We start from the raw sequence: 19,046 nt of genomic DNA, 5'->3' as shown, positions 1-19,046 counted from the left end.
TTGTCGAACGTAGGCCGGATAAGGCAACGCCGCCATCCGGCAATCTGCGCCGGGTTGCCTGATGGCGCTACGCTAATCAGGCCTACATCAACGGTTAATCAGAAACGCGCAGTAGCATCTTCAGTTTCTGGCTCCGACAGAGCGGTTTTTTAAGTTCAATCAGCAGGCTATTGCGCGACAGCACAATCACCAGCGCAAAGCTAAGCACGCCAACCAGCACCTGTAACGCCAGCAGCATCGGTAACGACACGCTGCCCGCCAGCAGTCGCCCGACCGCATAGCTGGTGATAAGCGTTGGCAGCGAGAGCCGGAACGGCAACCACAGGCTCAGCAGATAGTCACGGTAGCCCGGCCCCAGCACCGGTTTAATCATCACGAAGTAGCTGAGGATGGTGTTGATGATTTGCACCAGCAGGAAGCCGAGCGTGACGCCAATCGCGCCGCCCATCTCCCCACCGACAATCACCGCAGGAATAAACAGAAAGGTTTTAAACACGTTGAATTTAAAGCTGATATCCACGCGCGCCTTGGCCATCAGCAACGAGCCAATCGGGTTACCCACCGAACGCAGCAAGCCCACGACGCACAGCAATTGCAGGATAGGCACGATGTGCATCCACTTCTCGCCAAACACCAGCGGTACAAAGTTATTGCTCACCACCATCAGCCCCAGCAGCGCCGGGAAGTTGATAATCCCCACCACCGACAGCAGCTTGTAGAAGTTCACCCGCAGCTTGTCGTTGTCGTCCTGGATTTTGGCAAACGCCGGGAACAGCACGCGGGTGATAATCGGGTTGAGCTTCATTGGCGGTACCACCGCCACGTTGTAGGCCAGGTTGTAGCCCCCCGCCACGCTCGCCCCGAGAATGCGCGCCAGCGTCAGGGTTGAAAGGTTGGTGTTGATATAGTTAACGATGCTGTCCGCCGTCAGCCACGCGCCAAAGCGCAGGTTGGGCATCACGGTAGCCAGCGAGAAATGCAGCCCAGGACGATAGATTTTGCGGCCAAAATAGCCAAACAGCAGCGTACGCACGGCGCTGTTGACCAGATAGCCGAGAATAGCCGTCATCGCCAGCGGCCAGTAACAGGCGCTCACCACCGTGAAGGTGAAGCCCGACAGCACGGCGGCGGTCTCAATCGAACCAATCTTGTTGAACTCCAGCTCCTTTTGCATCAAGGCGCGGAACTGCTGCCCGTGGGGGATCACCACGAACGCCAGCGACAAGGTTTTAATCAGCGGTGCTAAGTCCGGGTTGTGCAGCAAATTGGCAATGGTGTCGCTCAGCAGATAGACCGCCGCAAACACCACGACCCCGAGCCCCACGTTCAGCCAGTAGAGCGTGGTCAGCTCCAGATGGCTGATGGCTTTACGCTGAATAATCGAGTTGGCAATGCCGAAATCCGATAGCGTGTCCGCCAGCGCGATAATCACCAGCGACACGGTGAGCAAACCAAACTGGTGGCCGTCAAACAGCCTTGCCAGCACGGTCATCTGCGCCAGCCCGAGGCCAATAATCACCACCGTTGCCATCGCCGACCATTTCGCGCCGTTGATGGTTTTTTCTCGTAAGCCCATGTTACGTCCTCAATAGGCTGCTTTATTGACGAAGCCTTTAAACACCGTCAGGAAAACAATTTTGATATCGAGCCACAGGCTCCACTCGCGGATATATTCGAGGTCGAACTCCACGCGTTTTTCCATTTTCTCCAGGGTGTCAGTCTCGCCGCGCCAGCCGTTGATCTGCGCCCAGCCGGTAATACCGGGTTTCACTTTGTGGCGCAGCATGTAGCCCTCAATCAGCTGACGGTACTGCTCGTTGTGCGCCACCGCGTGCGGACGTGGGCCAACAATCGACATTCCGCCGGTAAGCACATTGATAAACTGCGGCAGCTCATCGAGAGAAGTACGGCGCAGGAAGTTGCCCACACGGGTCACGCGCGGGTCGTTCTGCGTGGCCTGCGTCACCACCTTGTCGTTCTCCATCACCTTCATGGAACGGAATTTCCACACCTTGATAGGCTTACCGTCCATGCCATAACGGGTCTGGCGGAAGATAATTGGCCCCGGCGAACTCAGCTTCACCGCCAGCGCGATGCAGCACAGCGCGGGTGAGATAAGCAGCAGAATGCCGCTGGCCAGCACGATATCTTCCAGTCGTTTCAGGATGCGGTTCACGCCGGAGAGCGGCGTGTCGTACAGCGGAACGACGGGAATACCGTTCACCACTTCGACGCGGGAATGCAGGATGTTGAAGGTGAAAACATCAGGGATCAGCAGTACGGTGCAGGTGGTATCCGCTAAGTCGCGGACCAGGTTTTTAATCTGGATTTCTTCCTGCATCGCCATGGAGATATAGACGTTGTGGATTTTGCCGTTACGCGCATCGTCGAGCAGTTGTTCAAAGTTGCCCATCCAGTCGGTGTTAACGCCGCCTGGTTTTGCATCGTGGTAGCAGCCAACTACCGCGTAGCCGAGCCACGGCTGATTGCGGAAGCTTTCCAGCAGCGCCTGCCCTTCCGGCATATCACCGGCCACCGCCACATAGCGGGTGTTATAACCGCGATGACGCAACACGCCCGCGCCGTAACGGATGAACGCCCGGCTCGCCAGCATGCCGATGGTGCTCAGCAGGTACCAGGCCAGCCACATGGAGAAGTTGGTATTAAAGTCGTCGTTAAACGCCAGCAGCCCAGCGGTAAAGACTAAGCTCAGCGTCCAGTTTTGCAGCAGCAGTAGCAGCTCAGTGGTAATGCGCACGCCGCGCCATGAACGATAAAAATCGGTGATCCCGCCAATCATCTGGAACACCACCAGCGTGACCAGCGCCATCAGCAGATGCAGGTACAAAAACGGCAACGCGACCGCCTGACACACCAGCCACAGCCCACCTATCATGATGGTGATATCTGAAAAACGTTGCACCATGGAGATTAACGATGCATTCGTTTTGGCTCGTTCGCGCTTTTTTAGAGTCGTCATCGTCGGTCCTATTTCGTCGTTTTCCCCTCACCCCGACCCTCTCCCCAAAGGGGCGAGGGAGGAAACCGGGTACGTCCTCTCTTCGAGAGGACGAGGGGCAGTTGTTACTGATTAAGCAGTGCCAGAATGTCCTGCGTTCGCGCCTGCATCAGCGGCGTATTGCCGCGGGATTCCACGTTCAGGCGCACCACCGGTTCGGTATTTGACGAACGCAGGTTGAAGCGCCAGTCGGCAAACGCCAGGCTGATACCATCCGTGCGGTCAATTTCCAGCGCGCTGCTGGCGAAATGCGCTTCCACGCGGGCAATCGCTTCCGACGGCGCGTTCAACTTGCTGTTGATTTCACCGCTTGCCGGGAACGCCGCCATGCGGTCGTGTACCAGTTGTCCCAGCGTTTTACCCTTCAGGCACAGCAGCTCGCTCACCAACAGCCACGGGATCATCCCGCTGTCGCAGTAGGCAAAATCACGGAAGTAGTGGTGAGCGCTCATCTCACCGCCGTACACCGCGTCGTCCTTGCGCATGCGTTCTTTGATAAACGCGTGGCCGGTTTTCGACATTACCGGCGTGCCGCCTGCGGCAGTCACCACGTCAACGGTGTTCCAGGAAAGACGCGGGTCGTGAATAATGCGCGCGCCCGGGTTTTTCTCGAGGAAGGCTTCCGCCAGCAGGCCGACGATGTAATAGCCTTCGATAAACTGCCCTTGTTCGTCGAACAGGAAGCAGCGGTCGAAGTCGCCGTCGAAGGCGATGCCCATATCGGCGCCGTATTTCAGCACCGCATCACGCGTGTCATCGCGACACTCCGGCAGCAACGGGTTAGGAATACCATGCGGGAAGTTACCGTCCGGGTCGTTGTGGACCTTAATCAGGCTGACCGGCACGTTCAGCGCCTTAAAGCGGGCTTCCAGCGCATCCACCACCGGGCCAGCCGCACCGTTACCGGAGTTGATAACCAGCTTGAGTGGGGTGAGATTTTTGACGTCGATATAGCCAAGCAGATGATCAACGTAGGCATCGCGCAGGTTAATCTGCTGATAGCTACCGCGTTTGGCCTCATCAACCGGCGGGAAGAAGTTCTCTTCCGCCAGGCGCTGAATATCACGAAGCCCGGTGTCGCCGCTGATAGGACGCGCGCCTTCGCGCACCAGCTTCATGCCGTTGTAGTCCATCGGATTATGGCTGGCGGTCACTTCAATGCCGCCGTCCACCCCTAAATGGAAGGTGGCGAAATAGATCTCTTCGGTACCGGCAAGGCCGATATCCAGCACGTCCACGCCCGCATCACGCAGGCCGCGTGCCAGCGCTAATTTCAGCGCTTCGCTGGTTAGGCGTACGTCCCCGCCCAGCACCACGGTTTTGGGTTTCAGGTACTCGCCGTAGGCGCGACCAATGCGGCAGGCAATCTCTTCGTTGAGTTCTTCACCCAGCTTGCCGCGGATGTCGTAGGCTTTAAAACAGGTTAATTTTTTCATGTTTTTACCTTTCTTCAGGCAGCAGTTAGCCATGACCGGTGAGGGTCATCATTTTCGTATCGTGAATTGCCGGATGGCGCTGCGCTTATCCGGCCTATAGGACCGTAGGCCCGGTAAGCGCAGCGCCACCGGGCACAATAGCGGCGCTACGCGCGCCCGTAGCGGTCGGCGAATCGCACCACGTCGTCCTCTTCGAGATAGGCGCCGGAGCGCACTTCAATCAGGTCGAGCGGAATTTTCCCCGGGTTTTCCAGGCAGTGGGTGACGCCCAGCGGGATGTAAATAGACTCGTTTTCACCCAGCAAGGTGATTTCATCATTGAGGGTCACTTTGGCGGTGCCTGCGACCACAATCCAGTGTTCAGCCCGGTGGTGATGCATCTGCAGAGAGAGTCCCTCGCCCGGCTTCACGGTGATGCGCTTCACCTGGTAGCGATCGCCAGAGTCGATAGAGTCGTATTTGCCCCATGGGCGATAGACTTCGCGATGGATATGGTGTTCGTGACGGCCATCGGCCTTAATTTTCTCGACCACCTTTTTCACGTCCTGCACCGCGTTGCGATCGGCGATAAGCACCGCGTCTTTGGTCTGCACCACCACCAAATCCTTTACCCCGACGGTCGTCACCAGGCCGGATTCCGCGTACACGTAGCTGTTTTCGGTTTTATGGCTAATCACATCGCCATGGTGCACGTTGCCTTCCGGTGTATGGTTGCTGATTTCCCACAGCGATGACCAGGAGCCTACGTCGCTCCAGCCCGCATCCATCGGTACCACCACCGCATCGTTGGTCCGCTCCATGACGGCATAGTCAATCGATTCGTCAGGGCAGCTCAGGAACGCCTCTTCATCAACGCGAATAAAATCGAGGTCCGGGTCGGTCACATCCATCGCTTTTTCACAGGCGCTGAGAATATCCGGGCGGTATTTGCCGAGCTCTTCCAGGTAACGCCCGGCGCGGAACAGAAACATACCGCTGTTCCAGTAGTATTCGCCGCAGGCAACGTAGGCCTGAGCGGTATCAAGATTCGGTTTTTCAACAAACTGCGCCACTTCAAACGCCAGCGCGTCACCCGCGCCTGGCGTGACGTCGCCGCGGCGAATATAGCCGTAGCCGGTTTCCGGCACGTTAGGAACGATGCCGAAGGTCACCAGCTTGCCGCTTTCAGCGTAAGGCGTGGCTTCACGTACTGCGGCACGAAAAGCATCTTCATTCTGGATAACGTGGTCCGCCGCCAGTACCAGCATCAACGGATCGTTCTCCGGCTCACGGCGCTTGGCCGCCAGCGCCGCGAGGGCGATGGCCGGTGCGGTATTACGCCCGGCCGGTTCAAGAATGATGTTCTCAGTCAGTTTGTTCAGTTGGCGCAATTGCTCAGCGACGATAAAACGGTGCTGCTCGTTGCAGATAACCACCGGACTTGCGCACTTGACCCCCTCCAGACGATTCACCGTGGCCTGCAGCATGGTCATGTCCCCTTTCAGGCACAGGAACTGCTTGGGGTACAGCACTCGGGACAACGGCCACAGGCGGCTGCCCGAGCCACCGGCCATGACGACCGGGAAAAGCGTAGATTGACTCATCGTTTAACCCCGAATATCAGCAATAAATTGGTTAAGAACGTGCTCTTTTTCGAGTGAGCGTTCTGCCCAGGCGCGGGCAATCGCATTGCGTTTTGGCATGCTCAGCGCCTGTTCAATCCCTTCCACCAGTGACGGAACCGATTCAGGCGTGACGCACACCGCGATGCCTGGGTTGTCGAGACACAGCTGTCCGAGCTCGGTGTCCGCTTCGGCGGTAATCACCGCGTTGCCGCCCACCGCCAGAATATTGGTCAGTTTGGACGGCAGTACCGCATCCGCCGCGCCGCGCTTCTGGATAACCAGATGGCAGTCGCCCAGCGCCAGCAAGGCGGGTAAATCTTCATAGGATTGCAGCGGCAGGAATTTCACGTTATCCAGCCCGCGTTCAGCGGCCATTTTTTCCAGCCGCGCTTTGCCACCGCCCTGGCCGACAATCACAAACAACAGCGGCTGTTCACGGAACTGTTCCGCCGCGCTAATCACGCTTTCCAGCCCCTGCTTTTCGCCGATGTTGCCGGAATAAAGCACTATCTTGCGGTCATCGGGCAGCCCCAGCCGCTGACGCAGCGCGATAACCAGCGTCTCAGGCACCTCGCGAAAACGCGATACTTCAGACCAGTTAGGGAAGAAGATCACCTTCTCCGCCGGGACGCCCTTCTCACAGGCTTTGTTCATCATCGAACGCGAGATAGTCGAGACGTTATCGACGTTGTGCAGTCCGCTACGCTCAAAGGCGCTGGCCAGTTTCGCCACCTTGCCGGATTTGCCGTTACCGGCCATGCCCAGCCCTAACATCGCGTCCACTTCATAATCCTGAATATGCAGCAGCGTGCGCGCCCCGGAGAGTTTTGCCAGCAGGCGCATGCCCGGCGTGCAAAACAGGGTCGGCACCACCCCGATAATGCGATCCGGCTTCCAGCGGCGCTGAGCCATCAGCGGGAAGAAGCTGCTGAGCGCAAAGCTGCCAAGATGCAGCAGACGCTTGAGCGTCGAGGGCTGTTTTGGCACATACAGCGGGCAGCGCCACACGGTGGCATCGCCCTCTTCGCGGCGATAGCGCCAGCTGGAGTAGTTCACCCCGACCTGCCATTCCGGGTAGTACGGCGGCGCGGTAATCACCCGCACCTCGTGGCCCTGTCGCGCCATCCACTCCACCATCTCGCCGGTGTACTTGCCGATGCCGGTCAGTTCAGGCGAGTAGTTAATGCCATACACCAGAATCTTCATAAGCCCGGTACCTCGGCCATTTTGTCGACCCGGAAGTAGGCACGGCTGTTTTCGTGGACGTTATCCGCCGCCAGTAGCGCTTTAGGGCTCATCCAGCGGTAATCATTATGCTGAGCGTCCGGAAGGGCTAGCGCATCGGCATCCACCTGCAGGCGGAACCCCAGCACGATGTAATGGGTGGAAAAATCCGTCCCCGAAAAGTTGTCATCGTAGAAATGCTGCCAGACGCCGTAGAAGCGGCCTGCCGTCATCGGCAGGCTTAGCCCCAGTTCGGCTTCGGTGAGGCGGGCAAATGCCTCGGCCAGCGGTTCATCTTTCTGTACCCGCCCGCCGGGGACAAACCAGAATCCCTGCGCTGGACGGTTGGTGCGCTTACCCAGCAGAAATTCGCCCTGTGCGTTCTCGACGATCAAATCGATAGAGATGAGCGGCGTAGACTGCACCACGGTGGCAAACGCCTCCTCGTTCAGAAACATGGTTACCCCCGGAAGCGGTGCTGGTTTTCAAGGAACCACTGGTAGGTGCTGGCAAGGCCAGCCTCCAGCGAAATCTCGTGATACCAGCCCAGTTGATGCAGGCGCGATACGTCGAGCAGCTTGCGCGGCGTCCCATCAGGCTTGGTGGCGTCAAACACCACGCGGCCTTTAAAGCCCACCACTTTTGCCAGCGTCTGCGCCAGCTCGCGGATGGTGCAGTCAACGCCGGTGCCGACGTTGATGTGCGACAGCATCGGCTGGGTGTTTTCAAGCCACACGCTGCGGTCCAGCTCCATCACGTGGATGCTGGCAGCTGCCATATCATCAACGTGAAGGAACTCGCGCATCGGCGTACCGCTGCCCCACACCACTACATCGGCGTCGTTTTTCTGTACCGCCTCATGGAAGCGGCGCAGCAGCGCCGGGATCACGTGGGAGTTGCTCGGGTGGAAGTTATCGTTCGGCCCGTACAGGTTGGTCGGCATCACCGAGCGATAGTCACGGTTATGCTGACGGTTGTAGGACTCGCACAGCTTGATACCGGCAATTTTGGCAATCGCGTACGGCTCGTTAGTGGCTTCCAGCGTCCCCTGCAGCAGCTCGCTTTCGTGCATTGGCTGGTTGGCCATCTTCGGGTAAATACAGGATGAACCGAGGAACAACAGCTTGTTCACGTTATGCGTATGCGCCGCGTGAATGATGTTGCTTTCGATCATCATGTTTTCGTAGATGAAATCCGCCGGGAAGGTGTTGTTGGCGACAATACCGCCTACCTTCGCCGCCGCCAGATACACCTGAGTGATATTTTCGCGGGCGAAGAAGTCGTTCACCTCGCGGCTATCCAGCAGGTTGAGTTCGTCGCGGCTGCGCAGAACCAGATCCACGTCGCCGCGCTGCTCAAGCTGTCGGACGATGGCAGAGCCCACCATTCCCCGGTGGCCCGCCACAAAAATACGTTGTCTGGTCATACTTAAGACTCCAGCGCGATCGCCACTTCGTAACCGTGGGATTTCAGCAGGGAGTGTTTTTTCGCCGCTTCAAGGTCTTTGGCGACCATTTCAGAGACCATCTCCTGCAGGGTGATTTCCGGTTTCCAGCCCAGTTTTTCGTGCGCTTTGGTTGGGTCGCCGAGCAGGGTTTCCACTTCAGCAGGACGGAAGTAGCGTGGGTCAACGGCGACCATCACATCGCCCGGCTTCACGCCTGGCGCATCGTGACCGGTAACGGAGACCACAATCCCCTTCTCTTCCACACCTTTACCTTCAAAGCGCAGTTTGATGCCGAGCTGTGCTGCCGCCATTTCGACGAACTGACGTACGGAATACTGCACGCCGGTGGCGATGACGAAATCTTCCGGTTGTTCCTGTTGCAGCATCATCCACTGCATCTTGACGTAGTCTTTGGCATGTCCCCAGTCGCGCAGGGAATCCATGTTGCCAAGGTACAGGCACGTCTCCAGACCCTGAGCGATGTTGGCAATCGCGCGGGTGATTTTACGGGTCACGAAGGTTTCGCCGCGGCGCGGGGATTCGTGGTTGAACAGGATGCCGTTACAGGCGTACATGCCGTAGGACTCACGGTAGTTGACGGTGATCCAGTAGGCATACAGTTTGGCGACGGCATACGGCGAGCGCGGATAGAACGGGGTGGTCTCTTTCTGCGGGATCTCTTGTACCAGGCCGTACAGTTCAGAGGTAGACGCCTGATAGAAACGCGTTTTCTTCTCCAGGCCCAGGAAGCGAATGGCTTCCAGCAGGCGCAGCGTGCCCATCGCATCCACGTCGGCGGTATATTCCGGGGATTCAAACGAGACGGCCACGTGGCTCATCGCGCCCAGGTTATACACTTCATCCGGCTGCACTTCTTGCAGAATGCGCGTCAGGTTGGAGCTGTCGGTTAAATCGCCGTAGTGCAGGTGAAATTTCGGGTTGCTGCTGTGCGGATCCTGGTAGATGTGATCGACACGTTCGGTATTAAAAGAGGAAGCACGACGTTTGATCCCGTGAACTTCATACCCTTTTTCCAGCAGCAGTTCCGCCAGATAAGAACCATCCTGCCCGGTTACGCCGGTAATAAGTGCGACTTTCGACATTATATTTTCCTCAAATAGTCCCGTTTAGGGAGTAACTTTCTCAACGCGTTGACGCGTGACCACTGCGGGATTGCCACGGCAAATCACCTTTGCCGGTAGCGATTTAAAAACGCTGCTCCGCGCACCAACGATGGTGCCGTCGCCTATCGTGACGCCGGGGGCAACGAAGACATCCGTTGCCAGCCAGCATTTTTCACCGACCACAATGGGCGCGGCGTTAATATCAAAATGCGCGCTTTGATAATCATGGCTGCCGGTGCATAAATAACACTTCTGTGAAACGACTGAATTTGCCCCAAGGGTAATATCACCAAGGGTGTATAACACTGCGTCATCGCCAACCCATGCATAATCACCAATGGTTAATTTCCACGGATAGGTGATTTTCACCGAAGGGCGAATGACTACGTTTTTTCCTATTTTTGCGCCAAACAGGCGTAATAAAAATGCGCGCCAGCGGTAGAGTATCTGCGGAGACCAGGCAAATAATGTCGCCTGCACCGCCCACCAGATTTGAACTTTAATGCCCCCGGCACCGCGAAAACCTTTGGGTACCGTAAAGCCAGATAATTCCTGCATCCTGGTTCCTTATGCCTTGTGATATAAGGCTTTCGTTTTTCCGGTCGTCCGCAGGCGTAACAAATAAGATAATTCCGTCAGTACGGCTGGCATACGTAATATTTCACGCTGGACTTTTTTAGCATCCTGACACAGTTGCAGATTATTGGTGGTTGACACGCCGCCCATCGAAAATTCCGACACCAGACCTTTAATTCGCTTAAAGGCATAGCCTGATTTATACATTCTGGCGGCAAGCGCATAATCTGATGAAACGCGATACTGCACATCGTAAGGATAATTTTTCAGCCCACGCAGCGGGAAGAAAATAGCCTGATGGCTGGCCGGCAGACTGTGGTAAATATACCACCCCTGCTTTGCGCTGCGGCGAACCTGAGTGCCATCGCCAAAATCGAGCATGGCGTCGCCGAGGTACATGGCATCGTCGGACTTAGCGCGCAGTTGACGAACAAACTGCGAGACATCCGGGTGAAAGCTGTCACCGGAGTTGAGGAACAGAACAAACTTGCCCTGCGCCATGCGAATGCCTTTGTTCATCGCGTCATACAGCCCTTTATCCGGCTCGCTGACATAGCGTAACTTGTACTGCCCATTACGTTTTTCGAGAAATTCCGCCGTGCCATCTTCAGAGCCGCCGTCCACCACAATCCACTCAAAATCGAGGCTAGGATCGTTGGCCAGATGGGCCAGCGAGCGCCAGGTTTTCATCACACCATCGTAGTTGCGAAACGCCACGGTAATCACACTTAACAACATGTTTCACCTCATCTGCTGTCGGCAATATTCAGCGCTTTACGCAGAATAAAAGGACACACAATTAAAAATGCATATTCCGGGCTAAATATCGAACCGGTAAAAAATAATGACACCGGCGTAAAAAGATACAGCTGCACGGCGAAATTACGATTATTCCCAAAAGCGTTGATGAACATTTTGAAAACGTGATACAGATAGCCAGCCGTTAATATTACGGCAAACCATGAAAAATAAATCATTAACAGGTACAGACCATTGTCTATTGTTTTTCCGACATCCGCACCGTTAAATATTCCGAATGATGCAACATATTCGTAAAGAGAACCGAATCGCACCACTCCATCAATACTGGTTAATGAATAACCAACCATCACCAGAGGACCAATAATACGATAATATGAAGATGACCCTTCCGTTCCCAGGTCGCCAACACGTTCCGCAATATACGGACCGGCAAATATCAACCCGACAAAGAATACGCCTAAGGAAATAATCGCCAACGGCAATTTCTTCTGGATCGCCTCTTTATTCAGATACTGAAATGCCCACTCCAGCAGGTAGAACAGGATAAATGTCATTACCCCGGAGAACGCCCCTGAAAGAATTATCCCTGCGAGAATCATAGCATCAGATTTTGGGGTTTTGATACCAAACTGTTTGATGCAGAGCCAAATTGAGATTAATGCCAGAGCGAAGAATGCCGGTTCAAAATAGAGGGCGGTGGTACGTTTACCGCCGAACTTGATAAAGTTCAGAACATAGCTATTGCTGTAAATAAGATATTTCGAAATCATCTCAATCAGGCTACTGCTGCCCGAGAGAATAATTTGCATCATTTCCAGCGCGGCAATCATCACCACGATGCCAATGACCACGTAAAAGAAGCGCAGGATCTTGCGATGGTTGTGCGGAGAAATCGTTTTAAAACGAATGCTCCACACCATGCCAATGATGATGACGATGTAGACGAACAGCATCGTCGAGGTGACGTATTTACTCGGGTCTAGCGACTGGCCGAACACATAGTTAAACAGCGTCAGCCCGACGCCAACCCCAAGGGCAATCATCAGTTTTTTCAGGTTAATGCGCTCAACGAACAGCAGCAGCAGGAGCGGGAGAAAAGTCACGATGGTGATGGGGAAGCTCTCGCCGAGCTGCGCCAGTTTGACGTTAACCAGCAGGTAGATTAATGGCAGCAGCAAATAGCTACAGACTCTGATAGAACGAGACATATTCCTCCAGCATCTGTTGTCCGCTATAGGCCTTGCGGCTGCGAGCGCTAAATTCAGCAAGCGTAGTGCCAAACACCGCCTGGGCTATCTCCGCTTTCGTTTGCTGCACCAGCGAGATGACCTCGCTTTCATCCACCGTATGGCCGCCGGATTTTTCCAGCACCTCTTTCGCCGCATCGCTGTGGGTAGCAATAACCGGAACACCGATAGACAGCGCTTCGCAGAGAATGAGCGGGTAGTTGTCAACGCGGGAGCTAAACAGCAGCGCGTCAAGCTGGTTCAGTTCGCTCATCAACTGGCGCTTATCGGTCAGAAACCCGTGGTTTACCACGTTGGCGCCTTCAAACGGTGAGAACTTACCGAAGGTATGAATTTCCACGTTATCGCCCAGCGCCATCATCTCGCGCACCAGACGCTGGTTGGTTTTGCCGTCATAGCGCAGGTCATGCGCAACCACGGCAATTTTTGGCCGATGAGCGGTCGCCGTTATCGGCGTCAGTTCAGCCAGAATCGCTTCAGTCGCCACATCAATACCGTTGTTGATAATCAGGCAGCGCCCTGGGCCATACAGGCTATTAAAGGCGTCTGCCACGTGCTGGCTTGGGGAGATAAACTGGCAGCCCAGTGCCAGCATGCGGCGGAAGAGATGACGTTTTTCTTCCACCTGCTGATGCGCGCGGTCTACCTTCACCGGCGGATAGTTGCCCAGCGTCGGGCACTTCTGGCAGCCACTTTTCCAGCCGTCGCAGCCGTCGAGAAACGCACAGCGTCCGGTCACGCTCCAATGGTCGTGCAGCGTCCACACCAGCGTGACGTCCGCTTTGTGTGCCTTGACGCGCTCGCAAAAATCAATCACCTCGTTGAGATTCAGCCAGTAGCTGTGCATCACATGAAAATGCAGTACCACCGGGCCCTCGGTACGGGTCACCTGACGATAAAGGTTATTCAGATTGCCAAACAGGTCGCGGTTAAACAGACGGAACAGCGCCAGATTCGCCATTGAAGTCAGGCGCGTCGTCTGCTTCATCACCTGTGGGTAGCTGTCGTGACTGACGCTTTTTTTGCCGCCTTTTCCGTAGCCATAGACAAACTGCGATGACAATCCCTGACGCAGCGCACGCTGATGCAGGTCCAGTGCGACGCCCGCCGCGCCGCCTTCGGCCAGGCGCACGTTAAATTGCATAATATTCATTTAATGACCTTCACTCTCGCCTTCTCCCCCACGACAAGCGCGTGGTCGGGAATATCGTCCAGCACCACGCTGCCCGCGCCGATAGTCACATGATTGCCAATGGTGATGCCGCCAATAATGACCACGTTCGCGCCCAGCTCCACGCCGTTGCCAAGCGTGGGGCATGCCAGACTATTTGGGCCACGGTTGCCGAGAGTAATGCCGTGGCGAATGGTTAAATCATCCCCCGCGACGACGTTTTTATTGATGACCACCGCGTAACCGTGGTGAATGGTGAAGCGTCGGCCAATGGTCGCCGCCGCCTGAATTTCATAGCCAAAGAAGCATTCGGTGATAAGGCGATAGAGCACCAGCACCGGCGCGGCCCACAGATTGTTGAGGACGTTTTTTTTGCGCCACACCGAGCAGAAATGGGCAATACGATAGGCTGTCACCATGCAGCACGGACGCAGGCTCCAGCTATTGGCGCGTAAATCTTCCAGTAGCATTATTTGCTCCGTAATCCATCAACCCAACGTTTGCCGTTGCGCACTGATAGCAGGGTCAGAAGCGTCTTCCAGGTCATCCGCTTATTGCGGATCTGGTACAAGGTAAACAGCTGATACTTCTTGCTGGCGCGGTCAAACTTCTCTTTATGCTTACGATAGAAGCTGAAATAGCCAGAGAACTTTTTCGGCGAGGAGGTTATCTGCATCTCACCATGGTTGATGTGCAGGATTTGCGTCGCCGCCTCAATTTTCCACGGCTCACCGTAGGCCATCACCATGCGCAGGAAGATGTCGTAGTCCTGCGCCGCCTTCAGTTCGGTATCAAACAGACACTCTTTAAAACGCCACGCCCAGCTAAAGACCTGGTTGCCAATGATGTTGCGCTTGTAGAACAGCTCACGAGAGAACGGTGATTTCGGGTACAGCGGCAAGCTCGCTGGCTGTGAATACACCTCCCCTTCGCAGACGTAGTCGTTGGCGTAGAGAAACGCGTGGCTGGTGAGCTGCTGTTTGTCCGCCAGAAAGGTCGATAGCCGGGTTGGCGTCCACTCGTCGTCGTCGTCGATGCCGGTAATAAACTCGCCTCTGGCCTGTAAAATCGCCTGATTGCGCACCGCGCAGGCCCCGGAATTAAAATCGTTGTGGGTGTACTGCACACGGTTATCGTTCAGTTCGGCGATGAACTGCTGGAGCTGCTCGAAGCTGCTGGAACAATCATCGACGATAATCATTTCCCAATGGGGATAGTCCTGGCGCAGAACCGACTTGATGGCGCGAATCGCCAACTGCTGTCGGTTCCAGGTCGGCATATAGATGGAGATCAGCGGGTAGTCTGTTGTCATGGCATATCCCTGAATAAGCAATTGGGCGGTTATTCCCCTCACCCCAGCCCTCTCCCCAAAGGGGCGAGGGAGAAAACCGGACGGTCCCCTCTACCCTATGGGGAGAGGGTTAGGGAGAGGGGAAAATACTATTTAGAATCCGACTGATACTCGTACTCGTAATAGCCGTAATCCTGATAACCGGTGGCGCGACGGTAGATAGAGTTAAGGATCACCCCTTTCACCTCAATGCCGTTCTGTTCGAAGCGGCTCAGGCTGGTCTCAACTTCCTTGAGCGTATTCACCGCATAGCGTGTGACCATCAGCGTGGTACCCGCATGGCGCCCCACAATCGCGGCATCGGTCACCGCAAGGATTGGCGGCGTATCAATTAACACCAGGTCGTAGTTCGCACTCCCCCACTTCAGCAGTTCGCTAAAGCGCTCCCCCATCAACAGTTCCGAGGGGTTCGGCGGGACCTGTCCGCGAGGAACAAGGTCAAAGTTGGCCACCGACGTTTTCTTCGCACAGTGCTCGACAGCCGTTTTACCCACCAGCACATCCGACAGGCCGTTATCGTTGGCGGTACCGAGCAGTTCGTGGGAGTAGCCCTTACGCATATCGCAGTCAATCATCAGCACGCGCTTGTTGGTCTGGCTAATCACCGCCGCGAGGTTGGCGCAGACGAAGGTTTTACCGATGGAGGGACTCACGCCGGTCATCATCAGCACGTTGTTTTGCGCCTGCATCATGGCGAAGTGCAGACTGGTGCGCAGGCTACGAATCGCCTCAATCGCGAGGTCAGTAGGATTACCCACCGCCAGCAGCTGGCTTTGCTTGTAGCGTTTCACGCCGTTGACGCTCTTCACGCTATCGCGGGATTTCTGCCATTCAGAAAGCGGAATACTGGCGTACACGTTGATGCCATGCTCTTCCAGCACCTGCGGGCTTTCGATACCGCGATTAAACAGCGAGCGCAGCAGCACGCCGACAATCGACAACATCAGGCCAAGAATAATGCTGCCAAGCACAATCAGCGCTTTCTTCGGCTTTACCACGCCCGGCTGGGTAATCGCCGGGTCGACGATACGCACGTCGCCCACGGTGCTAGCCTTGGTGATTTTCAACTCCTGCTGTTTGTTCAACAGCTGCATATACACCTGCTGACCGGACTCCACATCACGGGTCAGACGCACAATTTCCTGCTGGGTTTTTGGCATCGCGGTGACGCGCTGGCTCAGCTTCGCCTTCTCTTCTTCCAGCGCCCGACGTTTCTCCAGCAGCGTGCGGTACGCCGGGTGAATTTTGGTGTAGAGCTTGGAGATTTCGGCTTCACGGAAGGTCAGTTCATTCAACTGGGCATCGATGTTCACCATCGAGTCGAGCACCGACTTCGCTTCCAGCGGAAGGTCAACGGAGTCCTTCTGCTGACGGTAGGCGTTCAGTTTGTTTTCAGCGATATCAAGCTGGCTGCGTACCTGCGGGAGCTGGACTTCAAGAAACTCCAGGCTCTTTGCCGCCTCTTCGGATTTACGCGCCACGTTCTGCGCCACATAGTTGCGGGCGATGCTGTTGAGGATTTCGCGGATCTGGTCTTTGTCTTCCCCCACCATGGTCAGCGTCAGCACGCCGGAGTCTTTACCATCTTCGGTAACGCTCAGGCTGTTTTGCAGGGTATTGATCATCCCCAGGGTCGAGTATTTCGTGACCGTAAAGCTGGCGCCCTCATCGGCGGCAATGCCAGCAACCATCATCGACACGCCGCCTTTATTCACCGGCTCACCCACTTTGCCATCAACGCTGAAACCATCATCGTTGCTTAAGCGGAACGTTGTCGGGCTCAGGACATCAAGCGTAAAGGTGCTATCGGCCATCGAGGCCGGACGCTCAAAGGTGGTGACTTTGACGGTCTGGTTCTGACGCCCCATCAGGCGATCCCACCCGGCACCGAGGATCGGGAAGGTGTTTTTGCTGACCGCTATATCGAGGTCCAGATCGTCAACGGTTTTACCCAGCACCAGGCGCGAGGTGATCATCTGGATCTCGGCCTCGGAGGCCGGTGGCTTGCTGGTTAAGGCGTTGCTGATATCCTGCACCAGCGCGCTGCCCTGATTCTGCTCAATACGCACCAACGCATCGGCGCTATAAATAGGTGTGGCAAAAATGGCGTAGACAATCGCGGCGGCGGCGAACACCGCGGTGATGCCAGCCACCCACCACTTCGCTTCAATAACGGTCCCCACCAGACGGCCAATATCAATCTCATCACCGCCAGAGGCCGCCGGGCTTATTTGTTTTACTTTATCAGTCATGGTTATCCCTGCTGAGCTTTCAATGCCTGCGCCCACTGGCTGGCAGACCTGTCGAGTAACTGGTACACCGCTTCAAATGCTTCGCGGCTTTTGCGATACGGATCGGGGATCTCACGTTCATTATCCCAATGCCCAAAAAGCATCACCTTGCCGCGCATCTCCGGCGCCATTTCATGCAGGGTGGCAACGTGTCGCCTCTCCATCGCCAGAATCAGATCGTACTCCCGGCACATATGCCCGGAGATTTGCCGCGCACAGTGACCGTCAAGGGAAACGTCATGCACCGCTGCGACGCTTACGGCGCGCTCATCCGCCGCTTTCCCTACCAGCGCCCCCAGTCCCGCCGACTCAACGGTGACCGCCGGGAGATGACGGCGCAACAGACGTTCCGCCGTGGGGGAACGGCAGATGTTCCCCACGCATACCACGAGAATTTTGTTAAACATGACGGTTACCAGGTGTGAATGTCTTTTGCCGAGTCGGTCATGTAGCGAACGCCACTGATGGTCGGCAACAGTTGGTTGATCAGACGGTTCCAGCGGGCAACCGGTGCGGTAGTGACGTAAACCACGTCGTAAGGCTGCAGAACAAAGTTGGTCGCCATCACCAGCGACGTCGCATCGGACATATCCAGCTGGTAAACGTTGGCCATCTTGCCGTTGTTGCCCTCTTTGGTCGGACGAATAACGAAGATACCGCTCGCGTCCGAGGTGGTCAGATCGATACCCTCCGCCTGGCCAAGCGCTTCGGTTAGCGTCATGCCACTGAAGTCCATTTTGAGCGTGCTCTGTTTCTTCACTTCGCCCATCACGAAGACTTTCAGGTCGTCGTTGCGCGGCACGAACAGAATGTCGCCCGGATAAAGCAGGCGGTTCTGGCTCAGATCGCCGTTCTGCATCAGTGCCTGAACGGAAATACGCTGTTCGCGGCCATCGTGCGTCAGCACCACGTTGCGCCAGTCGGCCAGTTCGCCCAGCCCACCGGCGGCGTTAATCGCATCCAGTACGGTCAGCGGTACGTTGGTGATCGCCTGCTGGCCGGATTTATTCACCTGGCCGGAGACATAGACTTTCTGCGAGCGGAAGGCGGCGACGTTGACGTCAACCTGCGGGTCGGTGATATAGGCCGCCAGGCGCTGGGTGATGGTCTGGCGAATTTCCGCGAGCGTGCGGCCTTTGACCTGCACTTTGCCGATGTAGGGATAGAAAATGGTGCCGTCAGGCTGAACCCAGTTGCCGGTATCGCTGGAGCTACGATACTGCCCCGCCGGGGTTGTCAGCTCCGGGTGGTCCCAGACGGTGACGTTCAGTACGTCGCCCGAGCCCACGCGGTACTGGTAATTGCTTAACTCCTGATCCAGCGACATGTTGGGCTGCGCGACGTTAGGACGCGGGCGTAATTGTTCAATCAGTCGCGGGGTCAGCGGATAAACATTCACCATTCGGCCAATGTCATAATCAGCATCCTGCTGCTTAATCACATCTTTTCCGTAGCTAGACATATTGCTGCCTGGAAGTATGGTGCAACCACTCATCAAGGTTACCGACACCAATAATGGCATCAATTTTAGTTTGGATTTCATCATTGATTATTTATCACTTTGGCAGAAAATTATCCTGTGCGAATTAAATTAATCCGTACCATTTGATTACCCTAACACTCACCATGCATTTATTTATCGGTGAATATAACTGGCATATATCTGAAAAAAGTTTGGATTCGTCCGCAGGCTATTGACAGAATAATCGAGGCTTCGCTTTACGCTTTCAGGCACGCTACCGCCCTTGGCTTTCAGCTACCAATTCACCTAAAAATCATGTTGTTATGTGGACA

At 55.6% G+C, this 19,046-nt stretch carries 17 protein-coding genes; all 17 read right to left on the bottom strand.

The window, feature by feature from the left end:
- Window positions 1–94: 94 nt before the first annotated feature.
- Window positions 95–1,576, bottom strand: a complete 1,482-nt coding sequence (locus tag ACH1XZ_RS02280) for an MOP flippase family protein (protein ID WP_395594175.1) — start codon at window positions 1,574–1,576, stop codon at window positions 95–97.
- A 9-nt stretch (window positions 1,577–1,585) separates the two neighbouring features.
- Window positions 1,586–2,980, bottom strand: a complete 1,395-nt coding sequence (gene wcaJ, locus ACH1XZ_RS02275) for an undecaprenyl-phosphate glucose phosphotransferase (protein ID WP_395594174.1) — start codon at window positions 2,978–2,980, stop codon at window positions 1,586–1,588.
- Between the two features lie 104 nt (window positions 2,981–3,084).
- Window positions 3,085–4,455, bottom strand: a complete 1,371-nt coding sequence (gene cpsG, locus ACH1XZ_RS02270; RefSeq protein ID WP_395594173.1) for a colanic acid biosynthesis phosphomannomutase CpsG — start codon at window positions 4,453–4,455, stop codon at window positions 3,085–3,087.
- A 146-nt stretch (window positions 4,456–4,601) separates the two neighbouring features.
- Window positions 4,602–6,038, bottom strand: coding sequence for a mannose-1-phosphate guanyltransferase (gene cpsB, locus ACH1XZ_RS02265; protein ID WP_395594172.1), 1,437 nt, complete (start codon window positions 6,036–6,038; stop codon window positions 4,602–4,604).
- Window positions 6,039–6,041: 3 nt separating this feature from the next.
- The gene (wcaI, locus tag ACH1XZ_RS02260; protein ID WP_395594171.1) at window positions 6,042–7,265 is read right to left on the bottom strand and encodes a colanic acid biosynthesis fucosyltransferase WcaI; all 1,224 of its coding nucleotides are present in this window, start codon (window positions 7,263–7,265) and stop codon (window positions 6,042–6,044) included.
- Window positions 7,262–7,741, bottom strand: a complete 480-nt coding sequence (locus tag ACH1XZ_RS02255; RefSeq protein ID WP_395594170.1) for a GDP-mannose mannosyl hydrolase — start codon at window positions 7,739–7,741, stop codon at window positions 7,262–7,264. Before ACH1XZ_RS02255 ends, wcaI begins: the two co-directional genes overlap by 4 nt.
- Window positions 7,742–7,743: 2 nt before the next feature.
- On the bottom strand, window positions 7,744–8,709 hold the full coding sequence (gene fcl, locus ACH1XZ_RS02250; protein WP_035893736.1) for a GDP-L-fucose synthase: 966 nt from the start codon (window positions 8,707–8,709) through the stop codon (window positions 7,744–7,746).
- Window positions 8,710–8,711: 2 nt separating this feature from the next.
- A complete protein-coding gene (gene gmd, locus ACH1XZ_RS02245; RefSeq protein ID WP_395594169.1) occupies window positions 8,712–9,833 on the bottom strand; it encodes a GDP-mannose 4,6-dehydratase in 1,122 nt (373 codons plus the stop codon).
- 24 nt (window positions 9,834–9,857) lie between these two features.
- Window positions 9,858–10,412, bottom strand: coding sequence for a colanic acid biosynthesis acetyltransferase WcaF (gene wcaF / locus ACH1XZ_RS02240; RefSeq protein WP_395594168.1), 555 nt, complete (start codon window positions 10,410–10,412; stop codon window positions 9,858–9,860).
- A gap of 9 nt (window positions 10,413–10,421) precedes the next feature.
- Entirely contained in the window at window positions 10,422–11,168 is a 747-nt protein-coding gene (wcaE, locus tag ACH1XZ_RS02235) for a colanic acid biosynthesis glycosyltransferase WcaE (RefSeq protein WP_395594167.1), read from the bottom strand.
- Between the two features lie 8 nt (window positions 11,169–11,176).
- Complete coding sequence (wcaD, locus tag ACH1XZ_RS02230) at window positions 11,177–12,400, bottom strand: colanic acid polymerase WcaD (RefSeq protein ID WP_395594166.1); 1,224 nt, start codon at window positions 12,398–12,400, stop codon at window positions 11,177–11,179.
- Entirely contained in the window at window positions 12,375–13,592 is a 1,218-nt protein-coding gene (gene wcaC / locus ACH1XZ_RS02225; protein ID WP_395594165.1) for a colanic acid biosynthesis glycosyltransferase WcaC, read from the bottom strand. Before wcaC ends, wcaD begins: the two co-directional genes overlap by 26 nt.
- The gene (wcaB, locus tag ACH1XZ_RS02220) at window positions 13,589–14,080 is read right to left on the bottom strand and encodes a colanic acid biosynthesis acetyltransferase WcaB (protein ID WP_395594164.1); all 492 of its coding nucleotides are present in this window, start codon (window positions 14,078–14,080) and stop codon (window positions 13,589–13,591) included. The genes wcaC and wcaB overlap by 4 nt, the downstream gene beginning before the upstream one ends.
- Complete coding sequence (wcaA, locus tag ACH1XZ_RS02215; protein WP_395594163.1) at window positions 14,080–14,922, bottom strand: colanic acid biosynthesis glycosyltransferase WcaA; 843 nt, start codon at window positions 14,920–14,922, stop codon at window positions 14,080–14,082. Before wcaA ends, wcaB begins: the two co-directional genes overlap by 1 nt.
- A 128-nt stretch (window positions 14,923–15,050) precedes the next feature.
- Window positions 15,051–17,213 carry a tyrosine-protein kinase Wzc gene (wzc, locus tag ACH1XZ_RS02210; RefSeq protein WP_395594162.1) on the bottom strand — a complete coding sequence of 721 codons (2,163 nt, stop codon included), beginning with the start codon at window positions 17,211–17,213 and terminating at the stop codon, window positions 15,051–15,053.
- A 2-nt stretch (window positions 17,214–17,215) separates the two neighbouring features.
- Entirely contained in the window at window positions 17,216–17,659 is a 444-nt protein-coding gene (wzb, locus tag ACH1XZ_RS02205; RefSeq protein WP_395594161.1) for a low molecular weight protein-tyrosine-phosphatase Wzb, read from the bottom strand.
- 5 nt (window positions 17,660–17,664) lie between these two features.
- Window positions 17,665–18,798, bottom strand: a complete 1,134-nt coding sequence (locus ACH1XZ_RS02200; protein WP_395594160.1) for a polysaccharide export protein — start codon at window positions 18,796–18,798, stop codon at window positions 17,665–17,667.
- Window positions 18,799–19,046: the final 248 nt, after the last annotated feature.

Origin of the sequence: Kluyvera chengduensis, from assembly GCF_044197065.1 — a bacterium.
Taxonomy (GTDB): domain Bacteria; phylum Pseudomonadota; class Gammaproteobacteria; order Enterobacterales; family Enterobacteriaceae; genus Kluyvera; species Kluyvera ascorbata_C.
Note: the sequence above shows the minus strand (reverse complement) of the source record. Positions and strands in the feature narration are given on the sequence as shown.